At 67.4% G+C, this 24,713-nt stretch carries 16 protein-coding genes; 3 read left to right on the top strand and 13 right to left on the bottom strand.

Annotation, left to right across the window (positions count from 1 at the left end; all coding sequences use genetic code 11):
• Positions 1-47: 47 nt before the first annotated feature.
• From ON22_RS20805 to ON22_RS20790, 4 genes are all read right to left on the bottom strand, one after another.
• Complete coding sequence (locus tag ON22_RS20805; protein WP_033243642.1) at positions 48-1,841, bottom strand: AMP-dependent synthetase/ligase; 1,794 nt, start codon at positions 1,839-1,841, stop codon at positions 48-50.
• A 121-nt stretch (positions 1,842-1,962) separates the two neighbouring features.
• A complete protein-coding gene (locus tag ON22_RS20800; protein WP_033243295.1) occupies positions 1,963-2,886 on the bottom strand; it encodes an alpha/beta hydrolase in 924 nt (307 codons plus the stop codon).
• A 17-nt stretch (positions 2,887-2,903) separates the two neighbouring features.
• A complete protein-coding gene (locus ON22_RS20795) occupies positions 2,904-3,761 on the bottom strand; it encodes an SDR family NAD(P)-dependent oxidoreductase (protein WP_051157879.1) in 858 nt (285 codons plus the stop codon).
• Positions 3,762-3,781: 20 nt separating this feature from the next.
• Complete coding sequence (locus tag ON22_RS20790; protein WP_033243294.1) at positions 3,782-5,329, bottom strand: flavin-containing monooxygenase; 1,548 nt, start codon at positions 5,327-5,329, stop codon at positions 3,782-3,784.
• Between the two features lie 59 nt (positions 5,330-5,388).
• On the opposite strand from ON22_RS20790, the gene ON22_RS20785 reads away from it, so the two are divergent.
• A complete protein-coding gene (locus tag ON22_RS20785; RefSeq protein WP_033243293.1) occupies positions 5,389-6,030 on the top strand; it encodes a TetR/AcrR family transcriptional regulator in 642 nt (213 codons plus the stop codon).
• Between the two features lie 91 nt (positions 6,031-6,121).
• On the opposite strand, the gene ON22_RS20780 is transcribed toward ON22_RS20785, so the two are convergent.
• From ON22_RS20780 to ON22_RS20760, 5 genes are all read right to left on the bottom strand, one after another.
• Complete coding sequence (locus ON22_RS20780) at positions 6,122-7,834, bottom strand: ABC transporter ATP-binding protein (RefSeq protein ID WP_033243292.1); 1,713 nt, start codon at positions 7,832-7,834, stop codon at positions 6,122-6,124.
• A 28-nt stretch (positions 7,835-7,862) separates the two neighbouring features.
• Positions 7,863-9,722, bottom strand: coding sequence for an ABC transporter ATP-binding protein (locus ON22_RS20775; protein WP_051157878.1), 1,860 nt, complete (start codon positions 9,720-9,722; stop codon positions 7,863-7,865).
• Entirely contained in the window at positions 9,719-10,705 is a 987-nt protein-coding gene (locus tag ON22_RS20770) for an alpha/beta hydrolase (protein WP_063820618.1), read from the bottom strand. Before ON22_RS20770 ends, ON22_RS20775 begins: the two co-directional genes overlap by 4 nt.
• A gap of 624 nt (positions 10,706-11,329) precedes the next feature.
• On the bottom strand, positions 11,330-12,004 hold the full coding sequence (locus tag ON22_RS20765) for a response regulator (RefSeq protein ID WP_033243291.1): 675 nt from the start codon (positions 12,002-12,004) through the stop codon (positions 11,330-11,332).
• On the bottom strand, positions 12,001-13,203 hold the full coding sequence (locus ON22_RS20760; protein WP_051157877.1) for a sensor histidine kinase: 1,203 nt from the start codon (positions 13,201-13,203) through the stop codon (positions 12,001-12,003). Before ON22_RS20760 ends, ON22_RS20765 begins: the two co-directional genes overlap by 4 nt.
• Before the next feature lie 277 nt (positions 13,204-13,480).
• Here ON22_RS20760 and ON22_RS20755 point away from each other — a divergent pair, with 277 nt between their 5' ends.
• Positions 13,481-14,071, top strand: a complete 591-nt coding sequence (locus ON22_RS20755) for a sugar O-acetyltransferase (RefSeq protein WP_051157876.1) — start codon at positions 13,481-13,483, stop codon at positions 14,069-14,071.
• A 125-nt stretch (positions 14,072-14,196) separates the two neighbouring features.
• On the opposite strand, the gene ON22_RS20750 is transcribed toward ON22_RS20755, so the two are convergent.
• Positions 14,197-15,447: a cytochrome P450 gene (locus ON22_RS20750; RefSeq protein ID WP_033243636.1), complete on the bottom strand. Its 1,251-nt coding sequence runs from the start codon at positions 15,445-15,447 to the stop codon at positions 14,197-14,199.
• 243 nt (positions 15,448-15,690) lie between these two features.
• Here ON22_RS20750 and ON22_RS20745 point away from each other — a divergent pair, with 243 nt between their 5' ends.
• Positions 15,691-16,245: a TetR/AcrR family transcriptional regulator gene (locus ON22_RS20745; RefSeq protein ID WP_033243290.1), complete on the top strand. Its 555-nt coding sequence runs from the start codon at positions 15,691-15,693 to the stop codon at positions 16,243-16,245.
• 83 nt (positions 16,246-16,328) lie between these two features.
• Here ON22_RS20745 and ON22_RS20740 read toward each other — a convergent pair whose 3' ends face one another.
• From ON22_RS20740 to ON22_RS20730, 3 genes are all read right to left on the bottom strand, one after another.
• The gene (locus ON22_RS20740; protein ID WP_033243289.1) at positions 16,329-16,892 is read right to left on the bottom strand and encodes a Uma2 family endonuclease; all 564 of its coding nucleotides are present in this window, start codon (positions 16,890-16,892) and stop codon (positions 16,329-16,331) included.
• Positions 16,893-17,057: 165 nt separating this feature from the next.
• The gene (locus tag ON22_RS20735; RefSeq protein ID WP_081595726.1) at positions 17,058-20,855 is read right to left on the bottom strand and encodes a multifunctional oxoglutarate decarboxylase/oxoglutarate dehydrogenase thiamine pyrophosphate-binding subunit/dihydrolipoyllysine-residue succinyltransferase subunit; all 3,798 of its coding nucleotides are present in this window, start codon (positions 20,853-20,855) and stop codon (positions 17,058-17,060) included.
• A 122-nt stretch (positions 20,856-20,977) separates the two neighbouring features.
• Entirely contained in the window at positions 20,978-24,640 is a 3,663-nt protein-coding gene (locus ON22_RS20730; RefSeq protein ID WP_051157889.1) for an ABC transporter ATP-binding protein, read from the bottom strand.
• Positions 24,641-24,713: the final 73 nt, after the last annotated feature.

Genomic DNA, 24,713 nt, shown 5'->3' with positions numbered 1-24,713 from the left:
GGCCCCGGTGAGCTTTCGCCTACCGGGGCCGCGCTGTGCCGAGCGGGTCAGCTGTAGATCTTGTCGACTTCCTCGGCGTACTGCTTCATCACCACGCCACGCTTCAGCGACATCTTCGGGGTGAGTTCACCGGTTTCCTGGGTCCAGTCCACGGTGAGGATATTGATCTTCTTGATCTGCTCGGCCTTGGAGACCTTCTTGTTGGTATCGGCGACCGCGGTCTCCACCTCGGTGATCAGCATCGGGTTGTTGACCAGCTGCGCGATATCGACGTCGGCGGCGACGTTGTTGCGTTCCTTCCAGCCCGGCAGTGCTTCGGGGTCGAGGGTGATCAGCGCGCCGATGAACGGTTTACCGTCGCCGACCACCATCACCTGGCTGATCAGCGGATGGGCGCGCAGCGAATCCTCGAGGACGGCGGGGGAGACGTTCTTACCGCCGGCGGTGACGATGATTTCCTTCTTGCGGCCGGTGATGGTGACGAAACCGTCCGCGTCGATGGCGCCGAGATCGCCGGTTTTGAACCAGCCGTCCTCGAACGCGTCGGCGGTGGCGTCGTCGTTGCCCCAGTAACCGTCGAACACCACGGAACCGCGCAGCAGCAGCTCGCCGTCCTCGGCGATCTTGGCGGCATGGCCCTCGATCGGGCGGCCGACCGATCCCACGCGGATATGTTCCGGGGTGTTGACCGTGATGGCGGCCGTGGTCTCGGTGAGGCCGTAGCCCTCGAAGATGGTGACACCGATACCGCGGAAGAAATGGCCCAGCCGGGCGCCGAGGGGCCCGCCGCCGGAGACCGCCGCCTGGCAGTTACCGCCGAGCGCGGCACGCAGCTTCCCGTAGACGAGCTTGTCGAACAGGGCGCGCTGAAGTCGCAGCCGCAGTCCGGGTTTGCCCTTTTCCAGGGCTTCGCTGTAGGCGATCGCGGTGGCCGCGGCGGCGTCGAAGATCGCGCCCTTGCCCTCGTCGTGCGCCTTCTGCTTGGCCGCGTTGTACACCTTCTCGAAAACGCGCGGTACCGACAGCACGAAATCGGGCCGGTGCTCGGCGAACTGCGCGACCAATGTGCTCCAGTCGGAGGTGTGCGCGACGGTGACCTTGGCGTCGAAGGCGGCCAGCCCGACGGCGCGGGCGAAAACATGCGCCAGCGGCAGGAACATCAGCGTCTTCTTCCCGGGCGAGAGGAAGGAGGCCAGCGCGATCCGGTCGGACCGGGATTCGGCCCACAGGTTGGCATGGGTGAGCATGACGCCCTTGGGCCGGCCGGTGGTGCCCGAGGTGTAGATCAGCGTCGCCGGGGAGGTGGCGGTGACCTGGGCGCGGCGGTCGTGCACGGCCTGGTCGTCGAGTTCGGCGCCGCGCCCGATGAGGGTGTCCAGCGCGCCGGAGTCGATCTGCAGGGTTTCGCGCAGTTGCGGCAGTTCGCCGGGGTCGATCTCGGCGATCACGCCGCGGTGCTTATCGTTCTCCACGATCAGCAACGCGGTGGCCGAATCCTGCAGGATCCAGCGGGCCTGCTCGGCCGACGAGCTGTCGTAGATGGCCACGGTGCAGCCACCGGCCGCCCAGATGGCGTAGTCGAGCAGCGCCCATTCGTAGCGGGTGGCGGCCATGATGGCGACCCGGTCGCCCAGTTCGATACCGGAGGCGATCAGCCCCTTCGCCACATCGGTGACCGATTGTGCGAACTCCTCGGCCCGCACATCGCGCCACCCGCCCCGGCCGTCGGGGACGTTGAACATGACCGCGGCGGGGGATTCCTTCGCGTGCCGGAACACGGCATCGGAATTGTTCGCGTCCTCCGGGATGGTGTAGGAAGCCGGGGCTTCGAACTCGCGCATCATTGCCTTTCCCTGTGTGCTTACTGGTCGGTAATTTACGCCACCGGCACCGTCCGGTGACGGGCCACCCGTGAATGCGCAGAGTTCACGTCATGGCCGGGGTTCACGAGTCCTGATCAGTTCATCCTATGTCGCTCGCCGGTTGCCCATCCACGGCGTGCCGCAGAAAGCCGGCCATTTCGCCCAGGACAGTGGCCGCCGGGCCGACCAAGCCGGCCTGTAGCTGGGCGACATGCCAGAGCCCGCGGCTCTCGGTGAACTCCACGGCCACCCCGGCTGCCCGCAGCGCAGCCGTGAGGTCGACACATTGCGGGTGCAGTAGTTCGTCGATATCGGCCTGGACATACACCGGCGGCAGTCCGGCGAGGACGCCGTGCAGCGGGGCGTAGCCCGGATCGTTGCAGTCGCCGCCGCCCAGATAGGCCGCGGCGCACGCCCGCGACCAGGGGCCGTTGACCACGAGGTCGCGGGGGCGTTCGGAGAGCTGGTTCGGATCCACCCACGGGGCGATCAGGCCGAGTGCGGCGGGGGTGTGCCCGTGCCGGGCGATGAGCCGCTGGGCCAGCGCCAAGGAGAGCCCACCGCCCGCCGAATCGCCGGCGACCGCGATCCGGTCCGGCCGGTAGCCGTATTCGGTGACCAACTCGAGGTAGGCGGCCTCGGCGTCGTCGAGCGCCGCGGGATACGGGTGCTCGGGAGCCAGGCGGTAGTCGATCGCATAGACCGGCAGCCCGGTTGCGGCGGCCAGGCGGCCGTTGAGCGAGCGATGGGTGGCCAATGACCCGACGGTGTAACCGCCGCCGTGCAGGTAGAGCACGGCGGCGGGCTCGGTGGCCGCAGGGGTACGCGGGGCGAGCCGTTCGGCCGGGCGCCCGCCCAGCCGCAACTTCTCCACCCGCACACCCGCGGGGATCGGCTGCAGGACCGAGGCGGCGTCGATCAGCGAGCGCTGCACCCGGAACGGCAGCCGGTGGTCGAACGAGAGCCGGTAGAGCGGGCCCATGAACGCCCGGATCAACGGCAGTGGGAGGGCGATATCGCGCATCTCGGTCTTTCTCCCGGTCAGGGTAGGAATCGGCGTTCGACGGCGACCGCGATGCGCTGGTAACCGGAGGCGGCGGTGCGGACGAACAGATCCAGCAGTTTGGCCTCCCAGCCGATCAGCACCCGGCCGTGGCCCTTGCGCACACCGGCGACGATGGTTTCCGCCGCCATCTCCGGGCTGTGGATGGCGAGGTATTTGTCGAATTTCGAGCTGGCGTCCGCGCCGTCGATATCCTCGTTGTAGGTGGCGTTGCGGGCGACAGCGGTCTTGATACCACCGGGATGTACGCAGGTGACCTTGACCGGCGCCTTGTCCACCAGCATTTCCTGGCGCAATGCCTCGGTGAATCCGCGGACCGCGAATTTGGCCGAGTTGTAGGCCGCCTGGCCGGGAACGGCGATCAGGCCGAACAGGCTGGAAACATTCACCACGTGCCCGTCACCGGATTCCAGGAGGTAGGGCAGGAACGCCTTGGTCCCGTTCACCACACCCCAGAAATCGACGTCCATGATGCGTTCGATGTCTTTGAAATCGGTTTTCACGATATCGCCGTGATGTGCGATACCGGCGTTGTTGTAGATCTGGTGCACGACACCGAAATGCTGTTTCACCGCGTCGGCGTACAGCAGGACGGCCTCGCGTTCGGCGACATTGAGCCGGTCCGATTTCACCTCGGCGCCCAGCTGTTCGCAGCGGCGCACGGTTTCGGCCAGGCCTTCGGTATCGATATCGGACAGCGCCAGCTTCGCACCCCGGCGCGCCAGGTTCACGGCCAGTGCGCGGCCGATACCGGACCCGGCACCGGTGATGACACAAACCTTGTTGCGGAAATAAGCCTCGTTGCGCCCACCCGTCGCCCGGCCGCCGCCCCTCATGGAATCTTGCGATGCTGTGCTCATTTTACAGTCACTACTTTCAGATCGGGGCGGGCGGGGGCGTCGGCCGCCGTGGTCGTATCGTAGGCGGCGATATCGAATTTCCTTGTGATCCGCCGGAATTCGAAGGTGAAATCCGGCCACAACGTGGTGTTGTTACCGTGTTTGTCCAGGTACCAGCTGGCGCAGCCGCCGGTACTCCAGACGCTCTTGGCGAGCTTGCGCTGCAGGCCGGCGTTGAAGGAGTCCTGGGCGTCGCGGCGGACCTCGACGGTGCGCAGATTCCGGTTCTCGAAGGTCGACAGGGCATCGGCGATGTAGTTGATCTGCGATTCGATCATGTACACCATCGACGTGTGGCCGAGCCCGACGTTCGGGCCGAGCAGGAAGAACATATTCGGGTAATTGGCGATCGCCGATCCCTTGTAGCCCTGCTGGCCGATCTCGTCGAACACCTCGGTGAGGCTACGGCCGTCGCGACCGAAGATGGTCTGGTACGTGGGGGAGTCGGTGACGTGGAATCCAGTGGCGACCACGATTGCGTCGACCTCACGCTCCGTACCGTCCTTGGTTACGATCGAGTTCGCGCGGATCTCGGCGATCCCGTCGGTGACCACGTCGACATTGTCGCGATCCAGCGCCGGGTAGTACTCGTTGGAGATCAGCATGCGCTTGCAGCCGATCCGGTAGTCCGGGGTGACCTTCTTGCGCAATTCGGGATCGCGGATCTCGAATTGCAGTTTGGCCTTGGACAGTGCCTCGAACCCGCGCATCAGTGCCGGGAGTTTCGCCAGGCCCACCACCTGGGTTTCGCGGATGGCGTAGATGGCGGCCCGGGACAGTCGCTGCGCACCGGGAACGTGTTTGAAGGCGAGCCGCTCCGGCAGGGTGTAGGGCCGGTCCAGCCGGGGGAGCAGCCACGGCGCGGTGCGCTGGTAGACGTCGAGGTGAGACACCTTCCCGGCGATGGCCGGGACGATCTGGATGGCCGAGGCGCCGGTACCGATGACCGCGACCCGTTTGCCGGCGAGGTCGGAATCGTGGTTCCACCGCGCCGAGTGGAAGATTTCGCCCTCGAAGCTGTTGATGCCCTTGATGTCGGGCAGATTGGGTTCGCACAGCGCGCCGACCGCGGAGACCATGGTGTCGGCGGTGAAATCGCCCTTGCTGGAAGAGATCTCCCAGCGGGCGGCCTCGTTGTTCCAGCGGGCGCTGGTGACATCGCAGTCGAAGATGTGCTTATCGCGGACGTTGTACTTCTCGGCGACGCCCTGGATATAGGACTGGATCTCGCCCTGCCGGGAGAACGACCGTGACCAGTCCGGGTTCAGGGCGAAGGAGTAGGAGTACAGGTGCGACGGCACATCGCAGGCGGCGCCCGGGTAGGTATTGTCCCGCCAGGTGCCGCCGACATCGCTGCCGCGTTCCAGCACCAGGAAATCATCCCGGCCCTGCTGGGTCAGCCGGATGGCGAGGCCGAGGCCGGCGAAACCGCTGCCGATGATGATCGTCCGCAGGTGGCGGACTGTCTGGTTGGCGACAGCTTTGTCTGTAACCTTGCGACTCATATACTCAGACTAGAGCTCTATTGAGCCGGAGTCAACAGTATTGAGCAGCGTTCAGTAGGATGGACGGAGTGAGTATCAGCCAGGGAGAAACCGCCAAGCGCGTCCGCCTGAGCCCGGACGAGCGGCGTGCACAGCTGATCACCCTCGGCGTGAAAATGCTCGGCGAACGGGCCATCGAGGATATTCCGGTCAGTGAAATCGCAGCTCAGGCCGGTATTTCCCGCGGGTTGCTGTTCCACTATTTTCCGACGAAACAAGACTTTCAACTGGCCGTAGTGCAGCAGGCGAATGCGGAACTACTGGTACGCGTCGTACCGGATCCCAGCCTGGGCCTCGCCGATATGCTGCGCGATTCGGTGAGCCGCTATATCGACTACGTCAGCGAGAACCGGACCTCGTATCTGGCGTTGTTGCGCGGTCCCACCAGTTCCGATCCCGCCCTGGCGGACATGGTGTCGCAAACCCGGCGAGCGATCGTCGACATCATCCTCTCCGAGGTGCCACTGTCCGATCAGGAGCGCGAAGATCCCCGCCTGCTGCTCTCGGTCCGCGGCTGGGTCGCGTTCACCGAGGAAACCACGCTGTCCTGGCTCAGCGATGAAACCATTACGCGCGCCGAACTGATCGACCTCCTGGTGGAATCGTTGCTGGCGTTGTCCACGGCGGTGAACCCGGCCCTCGCCGCTGCCCTCCGGCCCTGAGTTACAGCTCGCGGAGCTACGGACCGGGTGGGTTGTTCACGCCCTCGGGGAGGTCACCAGGTCAACCGGTGACCTCCCCGTTTAAGCTCCGTCAGCCTGCAACGGGTGTCATCGCTGAGGCCCAGAAATCCGCATACCGGCCGCCCCGGCGCAACAGTTCGCCGTGGCTGCCGTCTGCCACGATGCGCCCGCGATCGACGAACACGACGCGGTCGGCGCGCTGAACCGAAGGCAACCGGTGCGCGACCAGCACCACCGTCCGGCCCGCCATCAGTCGTTCGATTCCCTCGTGGACCGCTGCCTCGTTCACCGGGTCCAGTGCCGAGCTCACCTCGTCGAGCAGCACGATCGGCGCGTCCTTGAGCAGGGCACGGGCGATCGAGACCCGCTGGCGTTCACCGCCGGACAGCAGGGCGCCGCCCTCGCCGACATTTGTGTGCCGGCCGTCGGCGAGCCGGTCGATCACCTCGTCGAGCTGGGCCGCGGACACCGCCGCCCGGACTTGCGCTTCCGTGGCATCGGGCCGGCCGAGGCGGATGTTCTCCTCGATCGTGCCGTCGAAGAGGTACACGTGCTGGAAGACGAAAGAGATCTGTGACATCAGGTATTCGGTGTCGATGGCGCGGATATCCACACCGCCCATCCGCACCGCGCCCGCATCCACATCGTAGAACCGCGCGATCAGTTGCAGCAGCGTGCTCTTACCCGCGCCGGAGGGCCCCACGATCGCAAGCCGCTGCCCCTGCGGCACCGATAACGAGAGATCGTCGACGACCCGGCGGTCGTCGTGCGCGAAGGTCACGGATTCGAACGCCAGGTCGTATCGCACCGGCCGGACCGGGGCGGCCGGTTCCGGCAGTGGTGGGGTGCGCAGCAACTCGTCGAGCCGGGTCAGCTCGGCCCGTGCCGCACGCAACTGGCCGCCGAGTTCGGCGAGCGACAGCAGCGGTTCGGTGCAGCGTGCCGCCAGTACCAGCACGGCGAGCAGTTCCGCCGCGCCGATATCGCCGCCGAGCGCGAAATACGCGCCCAGGGCCAGCAGCGCCGTGAAGGTGATCTGCACGACGAGTGTCAGGCCCACCACGCCGGTCAGCGCGGACAGAGTGCTGCGCCGGGCGGCGCGTTCCACCCCGCGCAATGCATCGTCGAGCATCCCGAAACGTTCGGTGGCCCGGCCGCCGGCGCGCAGCACCGGCTGGGCCTGGAGATATTCGACGACCCGTCCGGCCGCCTCCTGATCGCGGGCGTGACGTTCGGCATCACCGGCGGCCATGGCGCGACCGGACCGGATCTGGATCAGTACCACGAGCGGCACCGCGGCCAGAGCAGCCAGGCCCAGCCGCCAATCGAAGACGAGCATGACACCGACGACGGTCACCGGGGTGACGGTGGCCGAGACGAGTGGCGACAGCTGATGGGCGATCACACTCATCGCCTGCAGCACACCGCGGCCGGCGAGCACCGAGATCTCGCCGATCCGGTCGGCGGTGTACCAGCCGATGGGCAACCGGGCCAGATGGTCGCCCAGGCGGTGATACACGCCGCGTAACAGCGTGGTCCCGGCCCGGAAGCCGGACAGATCGCTGAGATAGCGCAGCAGCGCGTATCCCGCGACCGCTACCCCGAACGCGATCAGCGGAGTGCGTGCGGCGGCGGGCTCCGCGCCGAACAGCGCGCGCAGCACCGGAACCAGCAACGCGTAGGACAGTCCTTCCGCGATCGCGGTGATGGTCATCAGGACAATGGTGCGACGCACCGGCCGGGCATAGGAATGGCCCAGTACCCGTAACAGCATGCGGATCATATGTTTTCGTGGCACGGAACCCGGCCCGTCAGGGCCGGGCGGAGCGCGTCGAGTCCGAGCTCGCCGCTGCCGCGCCGTCCTCCTCTCGAATGTCTGCGACCTGTGGTGTGCCGGCCGGGCGGGACCGCCAGAACGCAGCGAAGTCGCCGCCCGCGGTCAGCAGTTCGGTGGGCCGGCCGGATGCCGCGATCTGCCCGTCGCGTAGCAGTACGACCGTGTCGGCGCCGGCGACCGTCTCCCAGCGGTGGGCGATGACGACGGTGGTCCGGGTACCCGCCGTGGCGGCCAGTGCGGTGCGGACGGCCTGTTCGGTCTGCGGGTCGGCGAAGGAGGTGGCCTCGTCGAGCACGAGCACGGGGGTATCGGCGAGGAGGGCGCGGGCGATCGAGACCCGCTGTGCCTCACCGCCGGACAGTCCCGCATCCACGCCGATCACCGAGTCGTAGCCGCGCGGCAGTTCCAGGATCCGATCGTGGATATTCGCCAGCCGCGCCGCCCGGATCACCGCGGCGCGATCGGCCCGGGGGACCGCCAGCGCGATGTTCTCGGCGACCGAGGCGCGCAGCAGCCGCACATCCTGGAAGACGAAGGACACCGTGCGGTAGAGGTCGCGGTCGGCGATTTCGCGCAGATCCACACCGCCCACCCGGACCGATCCGGCCACCGGGTCGAAGAATCGGGGCAGCAACTGCACCAGCGTGGATTTTCCGCTGCCGGACGGGCCGACGATCGCGGTGACGGTGCCCGGTTCGAGCGTCAGATCGATACCGCGCAACACTTCGTGCCCGCTGTCGTAACCGAACCGGACGTCGCGTAGTTCCACCCGGTGTCCTCGGGGCTCCACCGGGTGGGCCGGTTGCGGGAGCGGTGGTTCGGCGAGTACATCACCGATGCGCTCCACCGCGCGCCGTGCCGTCTGCATATCGTCGAAACCGTGGCCCAAGGCCGCCACCGGTGCCGTCAAACCCAGCCCGAGCAGCAGGAACGGCAGGAGATCGGCCGGGGCCATACCGCCGTTCGCGATCAGTGCCGCCCCGCCGATCAACACCACCAGCAGCACGAACGGTGGCGACAGCGCCACCTGCATCGCGGCACCGAGCGGTGCGAGGCCCTGCACCATCCGCAGGAAGATATCGGCGAACTCGTCGGCGGCGGTGCGGAACCGGCGGTGCGCGCGCCCGGATTCGCCGAACGCCTTCACCACCGCGATACCCTGCACGAACTCCACCACCGAATCCCCGATCCGTCCCATGGCCGTATCGAATGCCCGCTGTTCGCGGAGCCGGGCCGGGGTCATCATGAGCGGTACCACCGTCAGAGCGAGCACCACCGGGATCAGAGTGATCAGCGTGAGCCGCCAGTCGACGGCGAACAGGTAGATCAGCGAGACCAGCGGCACGACGAACGCCGAGACGAGTTCGCCCGGAGTATGCGCGATGAAAGGGTGCACCGCGCTTACATCCTCGCCGACCACCTTGGCCAGTTCACCGGTCCGGCGGCGGGAGAACCAGCCGAGCGGCACCCGGCCCAGCCGCTCGGCGAGCAGGCGGCGCAACGCCAGTTGGACCCGGGTGTCGACCAGATGCCCGATTCCGGTCGCCGCACCGGTGAACAGGAGTTGTGCGAACAGCCCGAGCGCACCCGCGAGGACCACGAACCAGATATGACCTTCGTCGACCGGGCCGGGCGACAACAGGGTGCGCCCCAGTTCGACCACCGACAGCAGCGGCGCGAGACCCGCGACCGCACCGGCGATCTGCAAGACGACCACCGCGGCGAAACTCCACAGGTGGACGCGCAGAACACTGGCGATACCGGGCCGCGCCGAGGCATCCGGCGCCGCGGACACGGATTGCCGGGCCCGCTCGGCGACTTCCGTGGTGGTCATCGCCGCACCCCGCTTCCCGGCGCGGTGGCGCGTCGCTCACCGGTCGGCGGACCGGCCAGCCGGTAGCGGAGATGATCGAGTATTTCGGCGCGGGCCCGCCGGGCGGCCGGGACAGCGCCCGGCATACTCAGGAAGGCATGCGTCGCTTCGGGATACCGGGTGAGCGTCACCTCGACCCCGGCACAGCGCAGGCGGTCGGCGTAGGCCGCGGACTGGTCCTCGAGCGGGTCCAAGCCGGCCGCGAGGATATGCGCCGGTGCGACCCCCTGCAGTCCTTCGCTGTACATCGGCGAAATCGTCCGGCGATCGAAGAATTCGGGGACCGCCAGACGCGGAACCGCTCGGCATTCGGCCGGGGACGCGGTGGGACTGTTCGCGTTCTCCGTGAACGAGGGGTATTCGAACGCACGATCGGTCCAATCGAGCTGAGGATTGATCAGGACCTGGGCACGCAGGCAGGGGCCGAGTTCGGCGGACCGGATCGCGGTGAGGGCGGCGAGTGTGGCCCCCGCGCTGGAACCGAGCAGCGCGATCCGGTCCGGATCCGCATCCCGGCCGGCGGCGAGCTCGGCCAGTCGCGGGACCGCGTCGTAGGCGTCGAGCATCGGCGCGGGCACCGGGTGCTCGGGTGCCAGCCGGTAGTCGAGCGAGATCACCACGGCCGGACAGTGCACGGCCAGATGGGCGAGCAGCCAATCGTCCTGATCCGGGAAACCGCTGATGAGACCGCCGCCGTGAAAGGCGATCACCATCGGCAGCGGTGGGCCTTCCCGCTCGGGCCGATACACCCGAATATTCAACCGCCGCCCGGGGAGATCGAATGGTTCGTCGGCGATTCGTACCGCGCGATCGGGCCGGCCGGTGAGGGGCCGCAGCAGCATCGACCCACGTAAGCGGTTCTGCGCGGTGCGGAATTCGACGAACTGTTCCGGGGTGACCGAAGGCCAGTCAGGGGCCGGTCGAAGCTTGCTCAGGACGCGCATTCGGAGTGGAACTCTGCCTCGCATGTTTATGCCTTTCGTGCCGACCCGCATTCGGTACCCGGCGGGTGGGATCGCGGATTACCTCGATGCACAGGCCGGTCCGGAAGCGAGGGAACGGAGGTCACGGACCTGGTAGCTGTGCCTTCATGGTCGATACTCCCGCTCGGCGGGCGTGATCCGCGTCCGGCAGATATCGGCGCTGGATACGTGAAAGCGTGTACCGCACTGACTTTCGGATACGCCCAGTGTCGTAGCCACAGGGCAGCTACAAGCGTGGTCCGACCCGGCATCGGGTTCTCCCGCCGCGGCGGCCTACAGACCGGCAGCACACTCGGATGTGCTGTAACAGTGGATTCCAGTAGCTGCTCGGGCGCCTCCGGCGTCCGACTGTGCAGGTCGCTGTCTCACGTAGCCGCGATTCGGTCATAGCGGGGCACTTCGAATCCCGCCGGCCTCCCGGTCGCTGTCCCGCCGCGTGGTTCAACCATCGCACGGCTGACCTGCGGGTGGTCGTGGATATGACGTTTCTCCCCGCCGGGGAGTATCCGCGTGCCAGACGTTGTAGAGCGGCGATCGCAGGTGCGCTGGATCGGCCGGCCCAGTGGCGACTACTGCCGCGGCCGCCTACGGGGTCGAATCACACAACCCGGTCTGATATGCGATCACAACCAGCTGTGCGCGGTCCCGGGCACCCAGTTTCACCATGGCGCGGCTGACGTGGGTGCGGGCGGTGGCCGGGCTGAGGAACAGGGTGGCGCCGATCTCGTCGTTGCTCATACCCTGCCCGACCAGCGCGAGAACCTCGCGTTCCCGGCCGGTGAGCACACTCAGCCGGTCTTCCGCGGACCGCGCGGCCCGGCGCTGTGCGGTGAACTGGCCGATGAGCCGGCGGGTGATACGGGGCGCGAGCAGTGCGTCACCGGCGGCGATAACGCGGATGGCGTGCAGGAGTTCGGCGGGACCTGCGTCCTTGAGCAGGAATCCGCTCGCACCCGCCTGTAGTGCTTCGAAGACGTTGTCGTCGGTGTCGTAGGTGGTGAGGATCAGGACTTTGACCTGCTCCAGCCCGGCCGTTTCCGCGATCGCGCCGGTGGCGCGGATCCCGTCCAGCGTCGGCATCCGGATATCCATGAGCACGACATCGGGCCGGGTGCTGCGGGCCAGTTCGACCGCTTCGGCACCGTTGGTGGCTTCCCCGACCACCGTGATGTCGTCCTCCAGATCGAGGAGGACTTTGAAACCCGAACGAACCAGCCGCTCGTCGTCGGCGAGCAGCACTTTGATCGGCGGTGTATTCACAGGCGCGACCCCACCGGGGCGAGCGGCAGACTGGCGGTGACCTCGAATCCGCCGCCGGGGCGTGGTTTCGCGTCGAGTTCACCGCCGAGCAGCCGGCAGCGTTCGCGCATACCGGCGATTCCGCGACCCGAACCGGTGTGGCCGGGGCCGGGGGTGCGGCGTCCTTCGTCGATCACTCGGATGTGCAGGGCATCGACCACGGGTTCCAGTGTCACCGTTACCCGAGTCGGTCCGGCATGGCGGATCACGTTGGTGAGGGATTCCTGCACGATGCGGTACGCCGCGCTGCCCACCGCGCTCGGCAGCTCCGGCACCGGTTCGGGCTGCCGGACGGCGATATCGAGCCCGGCCTCGCGGGCCTTACCGGTGAGCTCGCGGATCCGGTCGAGACCGGGAGAGGGTTCGCGGTCGCCATCGTCGCGGAGGACGCCGAGAATGGCGCGCATCTCCTGCAGTGCACGGGAACTGGTCTGTTCGATGGTGTACAGCGCATCGCGCGCCTGTTCCGGTCGTTTGTCGAGCACATGCGCGGTGACCCCGGCCTGGACGTTGATGATGGCGATCGCATGGGCGACGGTGTCGTGTACCTCGCGGGCGATCCGCAGCCGTTCGGCGTCGACCCGGGCGCGGGCCTCCTCATCGCGCGAGCGTTCCGCCAGCTCCGCGCGCTCCTGCGCATCGGCGGCCATCACCTGCCGGGACCGCGCGGATTCGCCCAGCATGGTGGCGATCACCGCCCCGCCGATCCGGAAGAACACCCAGCCGATCGCCGATACGGGCTGCACATCGGCGCCGGCGATCACCCAGCCCACCGACAGCACCGCGATCCCCGCGCCCGCGATCCGCAGTGACCGATTCCCGTCACCGTATGCGGCAACGGTGTACAGGGCGACGAAAAGCCCGAGGTAGGAAGCGCGGTCGGGAAAGTCGAAGGAGAAATAGATCAGGCTGGACACGCCGGTGATCACGAAAACCGCGACGGGCCGCTGCCGGCGCGCGACCACCGCCACACCGCTCACGACCAGCAGGACGTAGCCGATCCCCGATACCGGTGTCGACGCCGGCTCGACCGGTACCGGAATCATCGCGCCGAGCACCTGGATCACCGTGACGAACAAGCCCAGCGCAATATCGGCGAACCACGGGGGCCGCTGCGTGAAACGCGCAGACAGCTCTCGTGACACCGTCCGCAGATCCATATCGTGACAGTACGTGACCCGGGCCGACTCGGGCTTCTCTCAGGAGGCGTCACCGGCTACGGCCGACGACGTACCCGAGCGTGCCCGGTCTACGCGCACCGGCGTAGGCGGCGGCCGGTTCGACCGGCGGCACACCCGGTACCGGCGGTCGAGGGTAGAGCGAAGGTGCCTCCTCGGCGCCGTGCCCCGACCACCGAACGCATGAACGGGCATCGGCCGCCTCGGCCGCCGGGTATCGCCGCGCCGGAGTTCGCCTGTCTACGGCAGGATCACCGGTATGTCTACGCAGAAGCAGCGCATGCTGGGCGGGGAGCTCTACCGGGACAGCGATCCGGAACTCGTCGCGGAACGACGGGCCTGCCAGAACCTGCTCGATCGCTTCAACGAGACGAAATCCGGTGACGAGGCGCAGCGGCGTGACATCCTGGAGGACCTGCTCGGCGCCGTGGGCGCAGGGTCGTGGATCATGCCGCGTTTCCAATGCGATTACGGCTATCTGATCGAATTGGGGCGCAACAGCTTCCTGAACTACGACGCGATCGTGCTCGACTGCGCGCCGGTGCGGATCGGTGACGACGTCTCGATCGGCCCACGCGCCCAGCTGCTCACCGCCCTGCATCCGATGGACGACCACGAACTCCGGCGGCAACGCTGGGAGACCGCCGCCCCCATCACCATCGGCGACAATGTGTGGCTCGGTGGGGGTGTGATCGTATGCCCCGGCGTCACGATCGGAACGAACGCCGTTATCGGCGCCGGCAGCGTCGTGACCAGGGATGTGCCGCCGCAGGTATTCGCCGCGGGCAATCCGTGCCGGGTCATCCGGCGGCTCGGTCCGGCAGCGAGTACACAGCCCGGCGCCGTCTAGTTCGTCGCGCGACCGCGACGAATGACGGGCCGGGGCCCGTCGTCGGGCAGGTCCATGCCGCGGCTCAGGGCTGGGTCGCGTGGCCCCCCTCTGAATGCATCCCGGACCACAGCGCCGCCGGAAGGTCAGGCGTCGACCCTGTCGGCGGGGCCACAATCGATCTGCAACGGCAAGGTGCGGTGGCGGCGGGCGAACAGGCTGAGAAGCCATTGGGGCGGAGAGCTTTCGACGAGGGCAAAACGACGGGTGTTGTCGAGCAGCGCGGTAACGGCCGCGGTGGCCTCGAGTTTCGCCAGTGCCGAGCCGATGCAGTAATGGGCGCCTCTGCCGAAGGCCAGGTGGGAGCGGTGGTCGGTCCGGTGCAGATCGAGCGTATCGGGGTCGGAGTAGACGGCGGGGTCGCGATTGGCGGCTCCCCAGAGCAGTAGCAGGTGGCTGTCCGCAGGCAGTTCCACGCCGCCGAGTTCGGTATCGGTGGTGACGTGCCGGTGGTGGCCGCGGAACGGCGACTCGAACCGGAGTGTCTCGTCCAGGAAGGCCGGAACCAGTCTCGGCTGTTCGCGCAATTGCTGCTGGAGGTCGAGGTCTTCGGCAAGGATGCGGGCGGCGTTGGCGATGAGCCCGGCGGTGGATTCGCCGCCCGCGCCGACGAGTTGTACCAGGATCAGGACGGCGACGTGGTCTTCGATCCGGTCGGCGCGGGCGGCGGCGGCGAGCACGCCCAGGAGGTCGTCGTCGTGCGGACCGGACCGGGCCTTGGCCGCGGCGAATGCGGTGTGCAGGTAGCCGGCGAGTTCGGCGGCGGAAGTCATCAGCTGCGGTAGGCGTTCGGCGGACACGACTCCGCCGAGCATCTCGGTGGAGTCGTAGGCCCAGCGCAGCAGTTGGGGGTGGTCGGCCTCCGGTAGACCGATGATGCCTGCGACGACCGCGAGCGGAAGACGATCGGCCATTCCGGTGGCCCAGTCGATGTGTCCGGCGTGGACTTCCTGCCGCCACAGCCGGTCGACCAGCGTATCGACCGTTCCGCCCAGGGTGCGGATCCGTCCGGCGAGCGCGGGCCCGACCAGTTTGCGATGTGCCGCGTGGACCGGATCGTCGGCCGTCGCCAACACGTGCACGGCCTGTCCGGCGGCGTCGATATCGAATGTCGATGCCGACCCATTCGGTTCCCTGACCAGCACAGCGGTCAGATTCGAGGAGAACTCCTCGGTGCGGGCCGCGGCTTCGACGAGCAGCTTCGAGGAGGTGACGAGGAAGAAATCGGTGCCCGGCACTCGATACACCGGTGCCTGCTCGCGGAGCAGGCGGTACAGCGGGTAGGGGTTGTCGAGATATCCGGGATCGAATACATCGAATGCCTGCGTCGAGATCATCGTTAACTCCGGGAGTTGGGTGGTCGAGTGCGACCACCAGCTTCCGCGGTGCATGACACTCGAAACAAACACCATCTCGCACTGAGACGGAGATGCTCGCCTTCCTGGAATCGAATCTCGGCATCGGCTGATGAGATTGGGACAGTATCCTGCATAAATCTGACAATATTAGCTTGGACGATTTTGCCCGGATGTCTCATGCTGAGACAGCACTCAGGGCTGGGGACGGATAGGCTGGAGCAGGTGGTAGGTAGCGTGGATTGGCTGTCGGGAGGCGACCGGCGCACGCTCGCCGTCGACCGGATCGAGCGAGTGGCCATGGCATTGTTTCTCGAACACGGCATCGACAAGGTGACCGTCGACGATATCGCCGCCGCGGCAGGGTGCTCCCGGGCGACGCTGTACCGATACTCCGGCGGGAAGACCCAGCTCCTTCATTCGGTGCTGGCAAAGGCCGCCGCAACGGTGGCCGAGCGCGTCGCGGCTGCCATCGAACCGTTCCAGGGATCTCGCCGGATGGTAGAAGCCGTTCTCGCCGCCGTGACCGCCATCCGAGCCGACCCGACGCTGGCGCAGTGGCTCACCCGGCACCGCTCCCCGGCCACCGACGAAATCCTGTCCACCGCACCCGAACTGGGAAATATCGCATCCACGCTGGCCCGGATCGCCCCGGATGCCGAAGCGGCGCAGTGGATCGTGCGGATCGTTCTCGCGCTCCTTACCTGGCCACTACGGGATTCTGCCGCTGAACGGCGCATGGTCGAACGATTCGTTGCGCCTGCGCCCATCACCGGGTGAACACCGAGTTCCGTCCGGCCGCGGAGGAATTCGACGGCCGCCTACCATGACCTATCCGGCCACGTGGTCGCTCGTCGAACCGATCAGATCCCGAGGTCGATCTCGGTGGGGAAGGGGGCGGAAACCTTGACGATACCCGTGTACATTTCGCCGGTTCGGTAAGTGCTGGTCGCCGGGTCCAAGACGTAGGTGTAGATCAGCGGGACGCCGGTCGCGGTCTGCTCGACCCGCCAGTAGAAGGCGATACCCGCTTTCGCGTACTGGTTCACCTTCACGATCCGGTCGGTGGTCTCCGAGCCGGGGGAAACAACTTCCACGACCAGGAGCACGTGCTCAGGGCGAGTGGGCGTGATATCGATCGTGTCGGCGCGGTACACCACCACGTCCGGGCGACGATTGGTGAGCGGAACATCTTGGAGTCGCACATCGAAGTCGGTATCGGCGTTCCACTCCGGTCCACCGGCGGCATCCAGTGCGTTCGCGAGGATACGGGCCAACCGGTTGTGCCTTTTGGACGCGCTGGGGCTCACGAGAACCATCCCGTCCACAACCTCGATGCCCGCGCATTGCTCCTCGGACCAGGAGTCGTACTCCGCTGCCGTGATCTGCTGGTGCATCCAGGCCGGTGTTATCGACTCGACAGACATCACACACTCCTCCCGTACGGCACGGGGCGGGGCGGTTCCCGCTGGCCACAGTGTACAAGCGAGCATCGACCAGCGGTTACGAGCGGTTCGCCAAGAAACGCGCCCGCCGGGCGCGGACCACCTTCGAAGAAGGGGTCGCGCCCGGCGGGCGGGTGAATCCGGCGATCAGCTGGTGGGCTCGAACGCCTCGTCGATGATCTCGGCCTGCTCCACCGCGTGCACCTTGCTCGAACCCGAGGACGGGGCCGACATGGCGCGGCGCGAGATTCGGCGCAGGCGGCCCAGCCGCTGCGGCAGCAGTTCCGGCAGGTTCAGGCCGTAGAACGGCCAGGCACCCTGGTTCGCCGGTTCCTCCTGCACCCACGCGATTTCGTTGGCGTTCGAGTAGCGCTCCAAAGCCTCGTTCAACCGGAACTTCGGCATCGGGTAGAGCTGCTCGACCCGGACGATGGCGACATCGTCACGCTTACGCTTGGCCTTCGCGGCGGCCAGCTCGTAGTAGAGCTTGCCGCTGGTCAGCAGGATCCGCTTGACCGCACCGCGATCGCCGACGCCCTGTTCGTAGGTGGGCTCGTCGAACACCGAACGGAACTTGGACTCGGTGAAATCCTTCAGATCGCTGACCACGGCCTTGTTGCGCAGCATCGACTTCGGGGTGAAGACGATCAGCGGGCGGCGGATACCGTCCAGCGAATGCCGGCGCAGCAGATGGAAGTAGTTCGCCGGGGTGGACGGCATCGCGACCGTCATCGACCCCTCCGCGCACAGCTGCAGGAAACGCTCGATCCGGCCGGAGGTGTGGTCGGGTCCCTGGCCTTCGTGCCCGTGCGGCAGCAGCAGCACGACCTCGGACAGCTGACCCCATTTCGCCTCACCGGAGGAGATGAACTCGTCGATGATGGGCTGGGCGCCGTTGACGAAATCGCCGAACTGCGCCTCCCAGAGCACCAGCGCCTCCGGGTTACCCAGCGAATAACCGTATTCGAAACCGACGGCGGCGAATTCGCTCAGCGCCGAATCGTGCACGGCGAACCAGCCCGGGTTGGCGCTGTTGATGTTGTGCAGCGGCGTGTACTCGGCGGCGGTCTTGCGGTCGATGATCACCGAATGCCGCTGGGTGAAGGTGCCGCGCCGGGAATCCTGCCCGGTCAACCGGACCGCGCGACCCTCGTCGATCAACGTGCCGAAGGCGAGCAACTCGGCGAACGCCCAGTCGACCTTGCCCTCGTAGGCCATCTCGCGGCGCTTCTCCAGCACCGGCTGCACGCGTGGATGCACGCTGAAACCGTCGGGCACGTTCAGGAACGCGTCACCGATGCGCTGCAGCACCGATTTGTCCACGGCGGTGAGCACGGTGGACGGCACCTGCTGGGCATCCTCCACCGATTCGCTCGGCTCCGGCGGATACTTCTCCAGCTCACGAACCTCGTTGAAGACCCGCTCCAACTGTCCCTGGTAATCGCGCAGCGCGTCCTCGGCCTCCTTCATCGAGATATCACCGCGGCCGATCAGGCTTTCGGTGTAGCTCTTGCGGACACTGCGCTTGGTGTCGATGACGTCGTACATGTACGGCTGGGTCATCGACGGGTCGTCGCCCTCGTTGTGGCCGCGGCGGCGGTAGCAGATGAGGTCGATGACGACGTCTTTGCGGAACTTCTGCCGGAAATCGACCGCCAGGCGGGCCACCCAGTCGCAGGCTTCGGGATCGTCGCCGTTGACATGGAAGATCGGGGCGCCGATGAACTTGGCGATATCGGTGGAGTATTCGGTGGAGCGGCTGTTCTCCGGCGCGGTGGTGAAGCCGATCTGGTTGTTCACCACGATATGGATGGTGCCGCCCACGCGGTAACCGCGCAGCCCCGACAGGTTCAGGGTTTCGGCGACCACACCCTGACCGGCGAACGCGGCGTCACCGTGCAGCATCAGCGGTACGACCGAGAAACCCTCTTCGCCGTCGCCCTTGTCCAGCAGATCCTGTTTGGCGCGCACCAGACCCTCGAGTACCGGGTCGACCGCTTCCAGATGCGACGGGTTCGCGGTCAGCGAGACCTCGATCTCGTTGTCGCCGAACATCTGCAGGTAGGTGCCGCGGGCACCGAGGTGGTACTTCACATCGCCCGAGCCGTGCGTGGCGGCCGGGTTCATATTGCCCTCGAACTCGGTGAAGATCTTCGAGTAGGGCTTGCCGACGATATTGGCCAGCACATTGAGCCGGCCACGGTGCGGCATACCGATCACGACCTCGTCGAGCGAATGCTCGGCACACTGGTCGATCACGGCGTCCATCATCGGGATGACCGATTCGGCGCCTTCGAGGGAGAACCGCTTCTGTCCGACGTACTTGGTCTGCAGGAAGGTTTCGAACGCCTCGGCCGCATTGAGCCGGTTCAGGATGTACTTCTGCTGGGCGACCGTCGGTTTCACATGCTTCTGCTCGACCCGGTCCTGGATCCAGCTCAGCTGTTCGGGTTCCAGGATGTGGGTGTATTCCACACCCACGTGCCGGCAGTAGGCCTCGCGCAGTACCGACAGCACATCGCGCAGTTTCATCCGTTCCTGGCCGTGGAAACCACCGACGTTGAACTCGCGGTCGAGGTCCCACAGGGTCAGGCCGTGCTGGATGACGTCCAGGTCGGGGTGGCTCTGGAACTTCTCCTTGACCAGGCGCAGGGGATCGGTATCGGCCATGAGGTGCCCGCGGTTGCGGTAGGCCGCGATCAGTTCCAGTACGCGGGTGCTCTTGTCGACCCCACGCTCCTGGATATCCTTGCGCCAGCGGATCGGCTCGTACGGCACACCCAGACCGTGGAAGATCTCGTCGTAGAACTCGTCGGCGATGAGCAGCTTGTGGATGGTGCGCAGGAAATCACCGGATTCCGCGCCCTGGATGATGCGGTGATCGTAGGTCGAGGTCAGCGTCATCAGCTTGCCGATGCCGACCTCGGCGATCCGTTCGTCGCTCATACCCTGGAACTCGGCCGGGTACTCCATGGCGCCCGCGCCGATGATCGCGCCCTGGCCCTGCATGAGCCGCGGTACGGAATGCACGGTGCCGATGGTGCCCGGATTGGTCAGCGAGACGGTGACACCGCTGAAATCCTCGGCGGTCAGTTTGCCGTCGCGGGCGCGGCGGACGATGTCCTCGTAGGCGGTGTGGAACTGCGCGAAGTTCATCTCTTCGCAGCCCTTGATGGCCGCGACCACGAGGGAACGGCTGCCGTCCTTACCGGGGAGGTCGATGGCCAGGCCCAGGTTGGTGTGGGCGGGGGTCACCGCGTTGGGTTTCCCCTCGATCTCGGCGAAATGCCGGTTCATGTTCGGGAAGGCCTTCACGGCCTGCACGATCGCGTAGCCGAGCAGATGGGTGAACGAAATCTTCCCGCCGCGGGTGCGGGCGAGGTGGTTGTTGATGACGATCCGGTTGTCGATCATCAATTTGGCCGGTACGGCCCGCACGCTGGTGGCGGTCGGGATGGCCAGCGACGCCGACATGTTCTTGGCGACCGCCGCGGCGGCACCGCGCAGTACCTTTTTCTCCTCGGTAGCCGCCGACGGTTTCGGCGCGCCCGAGGTGGGGGCGGCGTTGGAGGTCGGCGCCGGGGTGGTCTTCGGCGCGCGTTGCTGCTGCTGCGCGGTCGCGGAGGTTTTCGCGGCAGCGGCAGCGGGTGTGGCCGGCTTCGGCGCGGCAGCCGGGGCGGCCGGCGCGGCGGCGCGGGTCTGTACAGAGGCCGCTTCCGCCGGGACAGGGGCAGAATTCACCGTGCGGGCCGCCGGTGCCTGGGCGGACTGGGTGGTGCTGCCGGGATCACCGGAGGTCTCGGGGGTGTAGTCGGCGAGGAACTCGTGCCAGCTGGCGTCGACCGAGGATGGATCCTGTTTGAACTTCTGATACATCTCGTCGACCAGCCACTGGTTCTGACCGAACTGGGATTTTGAGCTGCTCACAGCAGGTGTTCGCCTCATTTCGTTCTTCGCGCTGCGACGTTTGTGACGTGCCCGGCACCGGGGATCGGTGGATGGGTACCGATACGCCCTCTGACGAGGATAGGCCCCCGTGCCCATCGGCAACGTCACCGACCACCGGTCTACCCCGACCTCATAGTTGACGACTCGTGTCCTATCGAGAATATTCCTTCCGTGTTACCCGCGGCTGTCCACAGGCGGGCATACTCCCCGCCGGCCGCCAGCAGCTCGGTGTGTGACCCGAGTTCCACGATCCGGCCGTGGGCGACGACGGCGATGCGATCGGCGCGGGCGGCGGTCGCCAAACGGTGTGCGACGACCACCGTTGTCCGGTTGCGCGCCAGCGAACCGGTCGCTGCCAGCACTTTCTCCTCCGCATCGGGGTCGAGGGTGGCGGTGGCCTCGTCGAGGAGCAGCACGTCGGGGTCGACGAGCTGGGCCCGCGCCAGGGCGACGAGCTGGCGCTGACCGGCGGACAGGCCGCGCCCGCGCTCGCCGACCGCCCGGTGCATTCCGCCGGGCAGACCGGCGATCATCTCCGCCGCGCCCACCGCCCGGGCGGCCGCGGCGATCTCGGTTTCGGTCGCGGAGGGTTTCCCGAATGCAATGTTGCTCGCGATATCGCCGGTGAACAGGTGAGCTTCCTGCGGGACCATGCCCAGCCGGGAGCGGTACCGGTCCAGCCGGTAATCGCGGATATCCACTCCGTCGGCCCGGACCGCGCCGGAATCGGTTTCGGCGAGATCGTAGAGCCGGGCCAGCAGTTTGACGATGGTGGATTTGCCGGCACCGGTGGCGCCGACCAGCGCCAGCGACCGGCCCGGTGCCACGGCCAGCGATACCTCGTCGAGCGCGGGGCGCTCGGTGCTCGGGTAGCGGAAACGGACGGTGTCGAGCTCCAGCTCCCCGCGCAGGCCGGTGGTGAGTGGGTCGGCGCCGGGCGGATCGGCCCGGATCGACGAGGGCGTGCGCAACAGTTCGCCGATCCGCCGCAGGCCGACTCGTGCCTGCTGGTAACCGTCGAAGACCTGCGACAACTGCTGTACCGGGCCGAACAGCAGTTCCAGGTACAGCACGAACGCGATGAGGGTGCCGGCGCTGGTATCGCCGGCGGCGACCGCATGCGCTCCGGTGAGCACCACCAGGGCCAGCGCCAGATCGGTCCACGACGCCATGAACGCGAAGTACAGTGCGATGGCCTTCTGCGCCCGCATCCGGCTGCGCCGGTACCCGGAGGAATATTCGGCGAACCGGTGCGCCGAACGCCGTTCGTGCCGGTATGCCTGAACGGCGCGCAGGCCGGCGATGTTCTCCTGGAAATCGGCGTTCACCGTCGACACCCGTTCCCGGGAGATGCTGTAGGCCACCGAGGAGACCCGGCGGAAGATCACCGTGGCGATGATCAGCGGCGGGAGTACGCCCAGCAGCACCACGAGGGCGAGCTGCGTATCGATCACCAGGAGGGCGAGTGCGATCCCGGCCAGCGAGAGCGCGCTCACCATCGCGGTCGAGACACCGGTCTGCAAGAAAGTGGAGAGCGCGTCGACATCGGTGGTCATCCGCGTCATGATCCGGCCGGACAGTTCCCGCTCGTAGTAGTCCAGCCCGAGCCGCTGCAGATGCGCGTAACTGCGAATCCGTAACCCGTAGAGCACTCGCTCGCCGGTGCGGGAGGTGAGCAGGGTGGTCGCGGCGGCCACCACCCAGCCGGCCAGGACCAGTCCCGTACCCAGGAGTGCGGTGAGGGCGAGGGCACCCGGGTCGGATCCGGCGACACCGGTATCGATGGCATGCCGCACCAGCGGCGGGAAACCGATGCCGATGAGGGCGTCCAGGGCGAGGAGCAGCACCGAGGCCAGAACCAGGAGGCGTACCGGGCGCAGCAGACGCGCCAGCCGGAAACCGGGATCGGGCCGGCGCAGCCGGGCGGGATCGAGCCGGGGCTGTTCGTCGGCTGCGGGCAGGCGGGCGATCTCCCGGCGCAGCTCGGGTGTTTCGCTGAGATTCGCCGCGGCAGCCATCCGGTCCCTGGACTGCGCGACCGGCAGGCGCTCGGATACGACGGCGGGGCCGCTCACCACCGCCGTTGCCGGTTCCGGCAGGCGGATCACCCGGTCGGCGTGGGCCAGGGTGGATTCGCGATGCGCGAGGATGATCGTGGTCCGCGACCCCTGGTCGGGCAGGGCGCCGAAAATGGCCGCCTCGGTCACCGCGTCCACCGCCGAGGTGGCGTCGTCGAGGACGAGGATCTGCGGCCGGGCCAGCAGCGCCCGCGCCAGCGCGATCCGTTGCCGCTGGCCGCCGGAGAGGGTGAGCCCGCGTTCTCCGACCACCGTGTCGTAGCCGTCGGGTAGCGCTTCGATGAATTCCTCGGCAGCGGCCTGGCGGGCGGCCTCCCGGATCTCGGCGTCGGTGGCGTCGGGCCGGCCCAATGCGATATTGGTGGCGACGCTGGAGCTGAACAGGAACGGGTCGTCGAAGACCACACCGACGGCCGCGCGTAACCGGTCCGCGGCGACGTCGGCGATATCGACGGGCTCGGTGGCGCCCGTGCCGAGCAGCCGGATCCGGCCGGAATCGGGGGCGTAGAACCTGGGTAGCAGCAGTGACAGGGTGGTCTTCCCGGACCCGGCCGGACCGATGACCGCGACGGTTTCCCCCGGGCGTACCCGCAGGTCGAGATCGCGCAGAATCGGTTCCCCGGGGTCGAACCCGAAGGTCACCGATTCGAGTTCGATGCCCAGTGGGCCGTCGGGAACGGGCACCGGCTGTGGCGGATCGGCCACCGCCGGTCCGGCGTCGATCACCTGGTACACGCGTTCGGCCGCGGCGCGGGTGAGCTGGGCCAGGATGATCACCGACGCCATCGTGCGGGCGGTGGTGGTCATCGTCGTGACATAGGCGCTGAAGGCGAGGAAGGTGCCGAGACCGATGCTGCCCTGCAGGGCGAGCCAGCCGCCGAGCGCGATCACCACCACCAGACCTGCCTGCGGTATCGCGGCCAGGGTGGGCGAGAAGCGGGCGTTGATACCGGCGGCGCGCATCCGTTCGGCGAACAACCGGCGGCCGTGCCCCTCCAGAACGTCGACCATGCGGGCTTCCTGGCCGAATCCCTTGACCACCCGGACCCCGGTGACCGTCTCCTCCACATGCTGGGCCAGTTCCGCCGCCCGCTGCTGGGCCGACCAGGTCGCGGCGTGCAACCGCGGCCGCATCCGGTAGACCACGGCGATCACCAGCGGCACCATCAGCAACGCGGCCGCGGCCAGCGGTGGGGACAGCCACAGCATCACCCCGGCCGCGAGTACGAACTGCAGCAGCGACATCCCCGACAGCGGTGCCATCGCCAACAGTGATTGCACCAGCTGCAGGTCGGTGATGGAGCGCGACACCACCTGTCCGGTGCGCAGGGCGTCCTGGCCGGCGCCGTCGAGCCGTTGCAGCGAGCTCAGCAGTTGCAACCGCAGACCGTGCTGGACGTCGAGGGAGAGTTTCCCGGCGAGCATCCGCCGTCCGAACGAAGCGGCGAACCGCCCGGCGGCGAGCACGGCCAGCAGCCCGGCGACGATTCCGATGACCCGGGTGGCGCCGGTGGTCGCCGAATCCACGGCCCACTTCGTGAGCAGCGGGGCCACGATCTCGGCCGCAGCTCCGGCTACCAACGCCAGCGCGATACCGGCCAGCGTGCCGGGGTAGCGCCGGCACTCCGACCACAGTCTGCGGATCCACCCTGTCTGCGCGCCGCCCCCATCGGCATGTTTCGCCGCTGGTTCCGGCTTGTTCAGGGTCCGCCGACCGGGCGGGCGCGAGGTCGCTGTGTAGTCACCCTTCGCCGCCGCATCCGGGCCCGAAGTGCTC

Origin of the sequence: Nocardia carnea NBRC 14403 (assembly GCF_000308515.1) — a bacterium.
In the GTDB taxonomy this organism is placed as follows: domain Bacteria; phylum Actinomycetota; class Actinomycetes; order Mycobacteriales; family Mycobacteriaceae; genus Nocardia; species Nocardia carnea.
Note: the sequence above shows the minus strand (reverse complement) of the source record. Positions and strands in the feature narration are given on the sequence as shown.

What these genes read in the sequence shown, in the direction of transcription:
- ON22_RS20805 (WP_033243642.1), bottom strand. Translation starts at nt 1,841, where the DNA reads ATGCGCGAGTTCGAAGCCCCGGCTTCCTACACCATCCCGGAGGACGCG.
- ON22_RS20800 (WP_033243295.1), bottom strand. Translation starts at nt 2,886, where the DNA reads ATGCGCGATATCGCCCTCCCACTGCCGTTGATCCGGGCGTTCATGGGC.
- ON22_RS20795 (WP_051157879.1), bottom strand. Translation starts at nt 3,761, where the DNA reads ATGAGGGGCGGCGGCCGGGCGACGGGTGGGCGCAACGAGGCTTATTTC.
- ON22_RS20790 (WP_033243294.1), bottom strand. Translation starts at nt 5,329, where the DNA reads ATGAGTCGCAAGGTTACAGACAAAGCTGTCGCCAACCAGACAGTCCGC.
- ON22_RS20785 (WP_033243293.1), top strand. Translation starts at nt 5,389, where the DNA reads ATGGACGGAGTGAGTATCAGCCAGGGAGAAACCGCCAAGCGCGTCCGC.
- ON22_RS20780 (WP_033243292.1), bottom strand. Translation starts at nt 7,834, where the DNA reads ATGATCCGCATGCTGTTACGGGTACTGGGCCATTCCTATGCCCGGCCG.
- ON22_RS20775 (WP_051157878.1), bottom strand. Translation starts at nt 9,722, where the DNA reads ATGACCACCACGGAAGTCGCCGAGCGGGCCCGGCAATCCGTGTCCGCG.
- ON22_RS20770 (WP_063820618.1), bottom strand. Translation starts at nt 10,705, where the DNA reads ATGCGCGTCCTGAGCAAGCTTCGACCGGCCCCTGACTGGCCTTCGGTC.
- ON22_RS20760 (WP_051157877.1), bottom strand. Translation starts at nt 13,203, where the DNA reads ATGGATCTGCGGACGGTGTCACGAGAGCTGTCTGCGCGTTTCACGCAG.
- ON22_RS20755 (WP_051157876.1), top strand. Translation starts at nt 13,481, where the DNA reads ATGTCTACGCAGAAGCAGCGCATGCTGGGCGGGGAGCTCTACCGGGAC.
- ON22_RS20750 (WP_033243636.1), bottom strand. Translation starts at nt 15,447, where the DNA reads ATGATCTCGACGCAGGCATTCGATGTATTCGATCCCGGATATCTCGAC.
- ON22_RS20740 (WP_033243289.1), bottom strand. Translation starts at nt 16,892, where the DNA reads ATGTCTGTCGAGTCGATAACACCGGCCTGGATGCACCAGCAGATCACG.
- ON22_RS20735 (WP_081595726.1), bottom strand. Translation starts at nt 20,855, where the DNA reads ATGAGGCGAACACCTGCTGTGAGCAGCTCAAAATCCCAGTTCGGTCAG.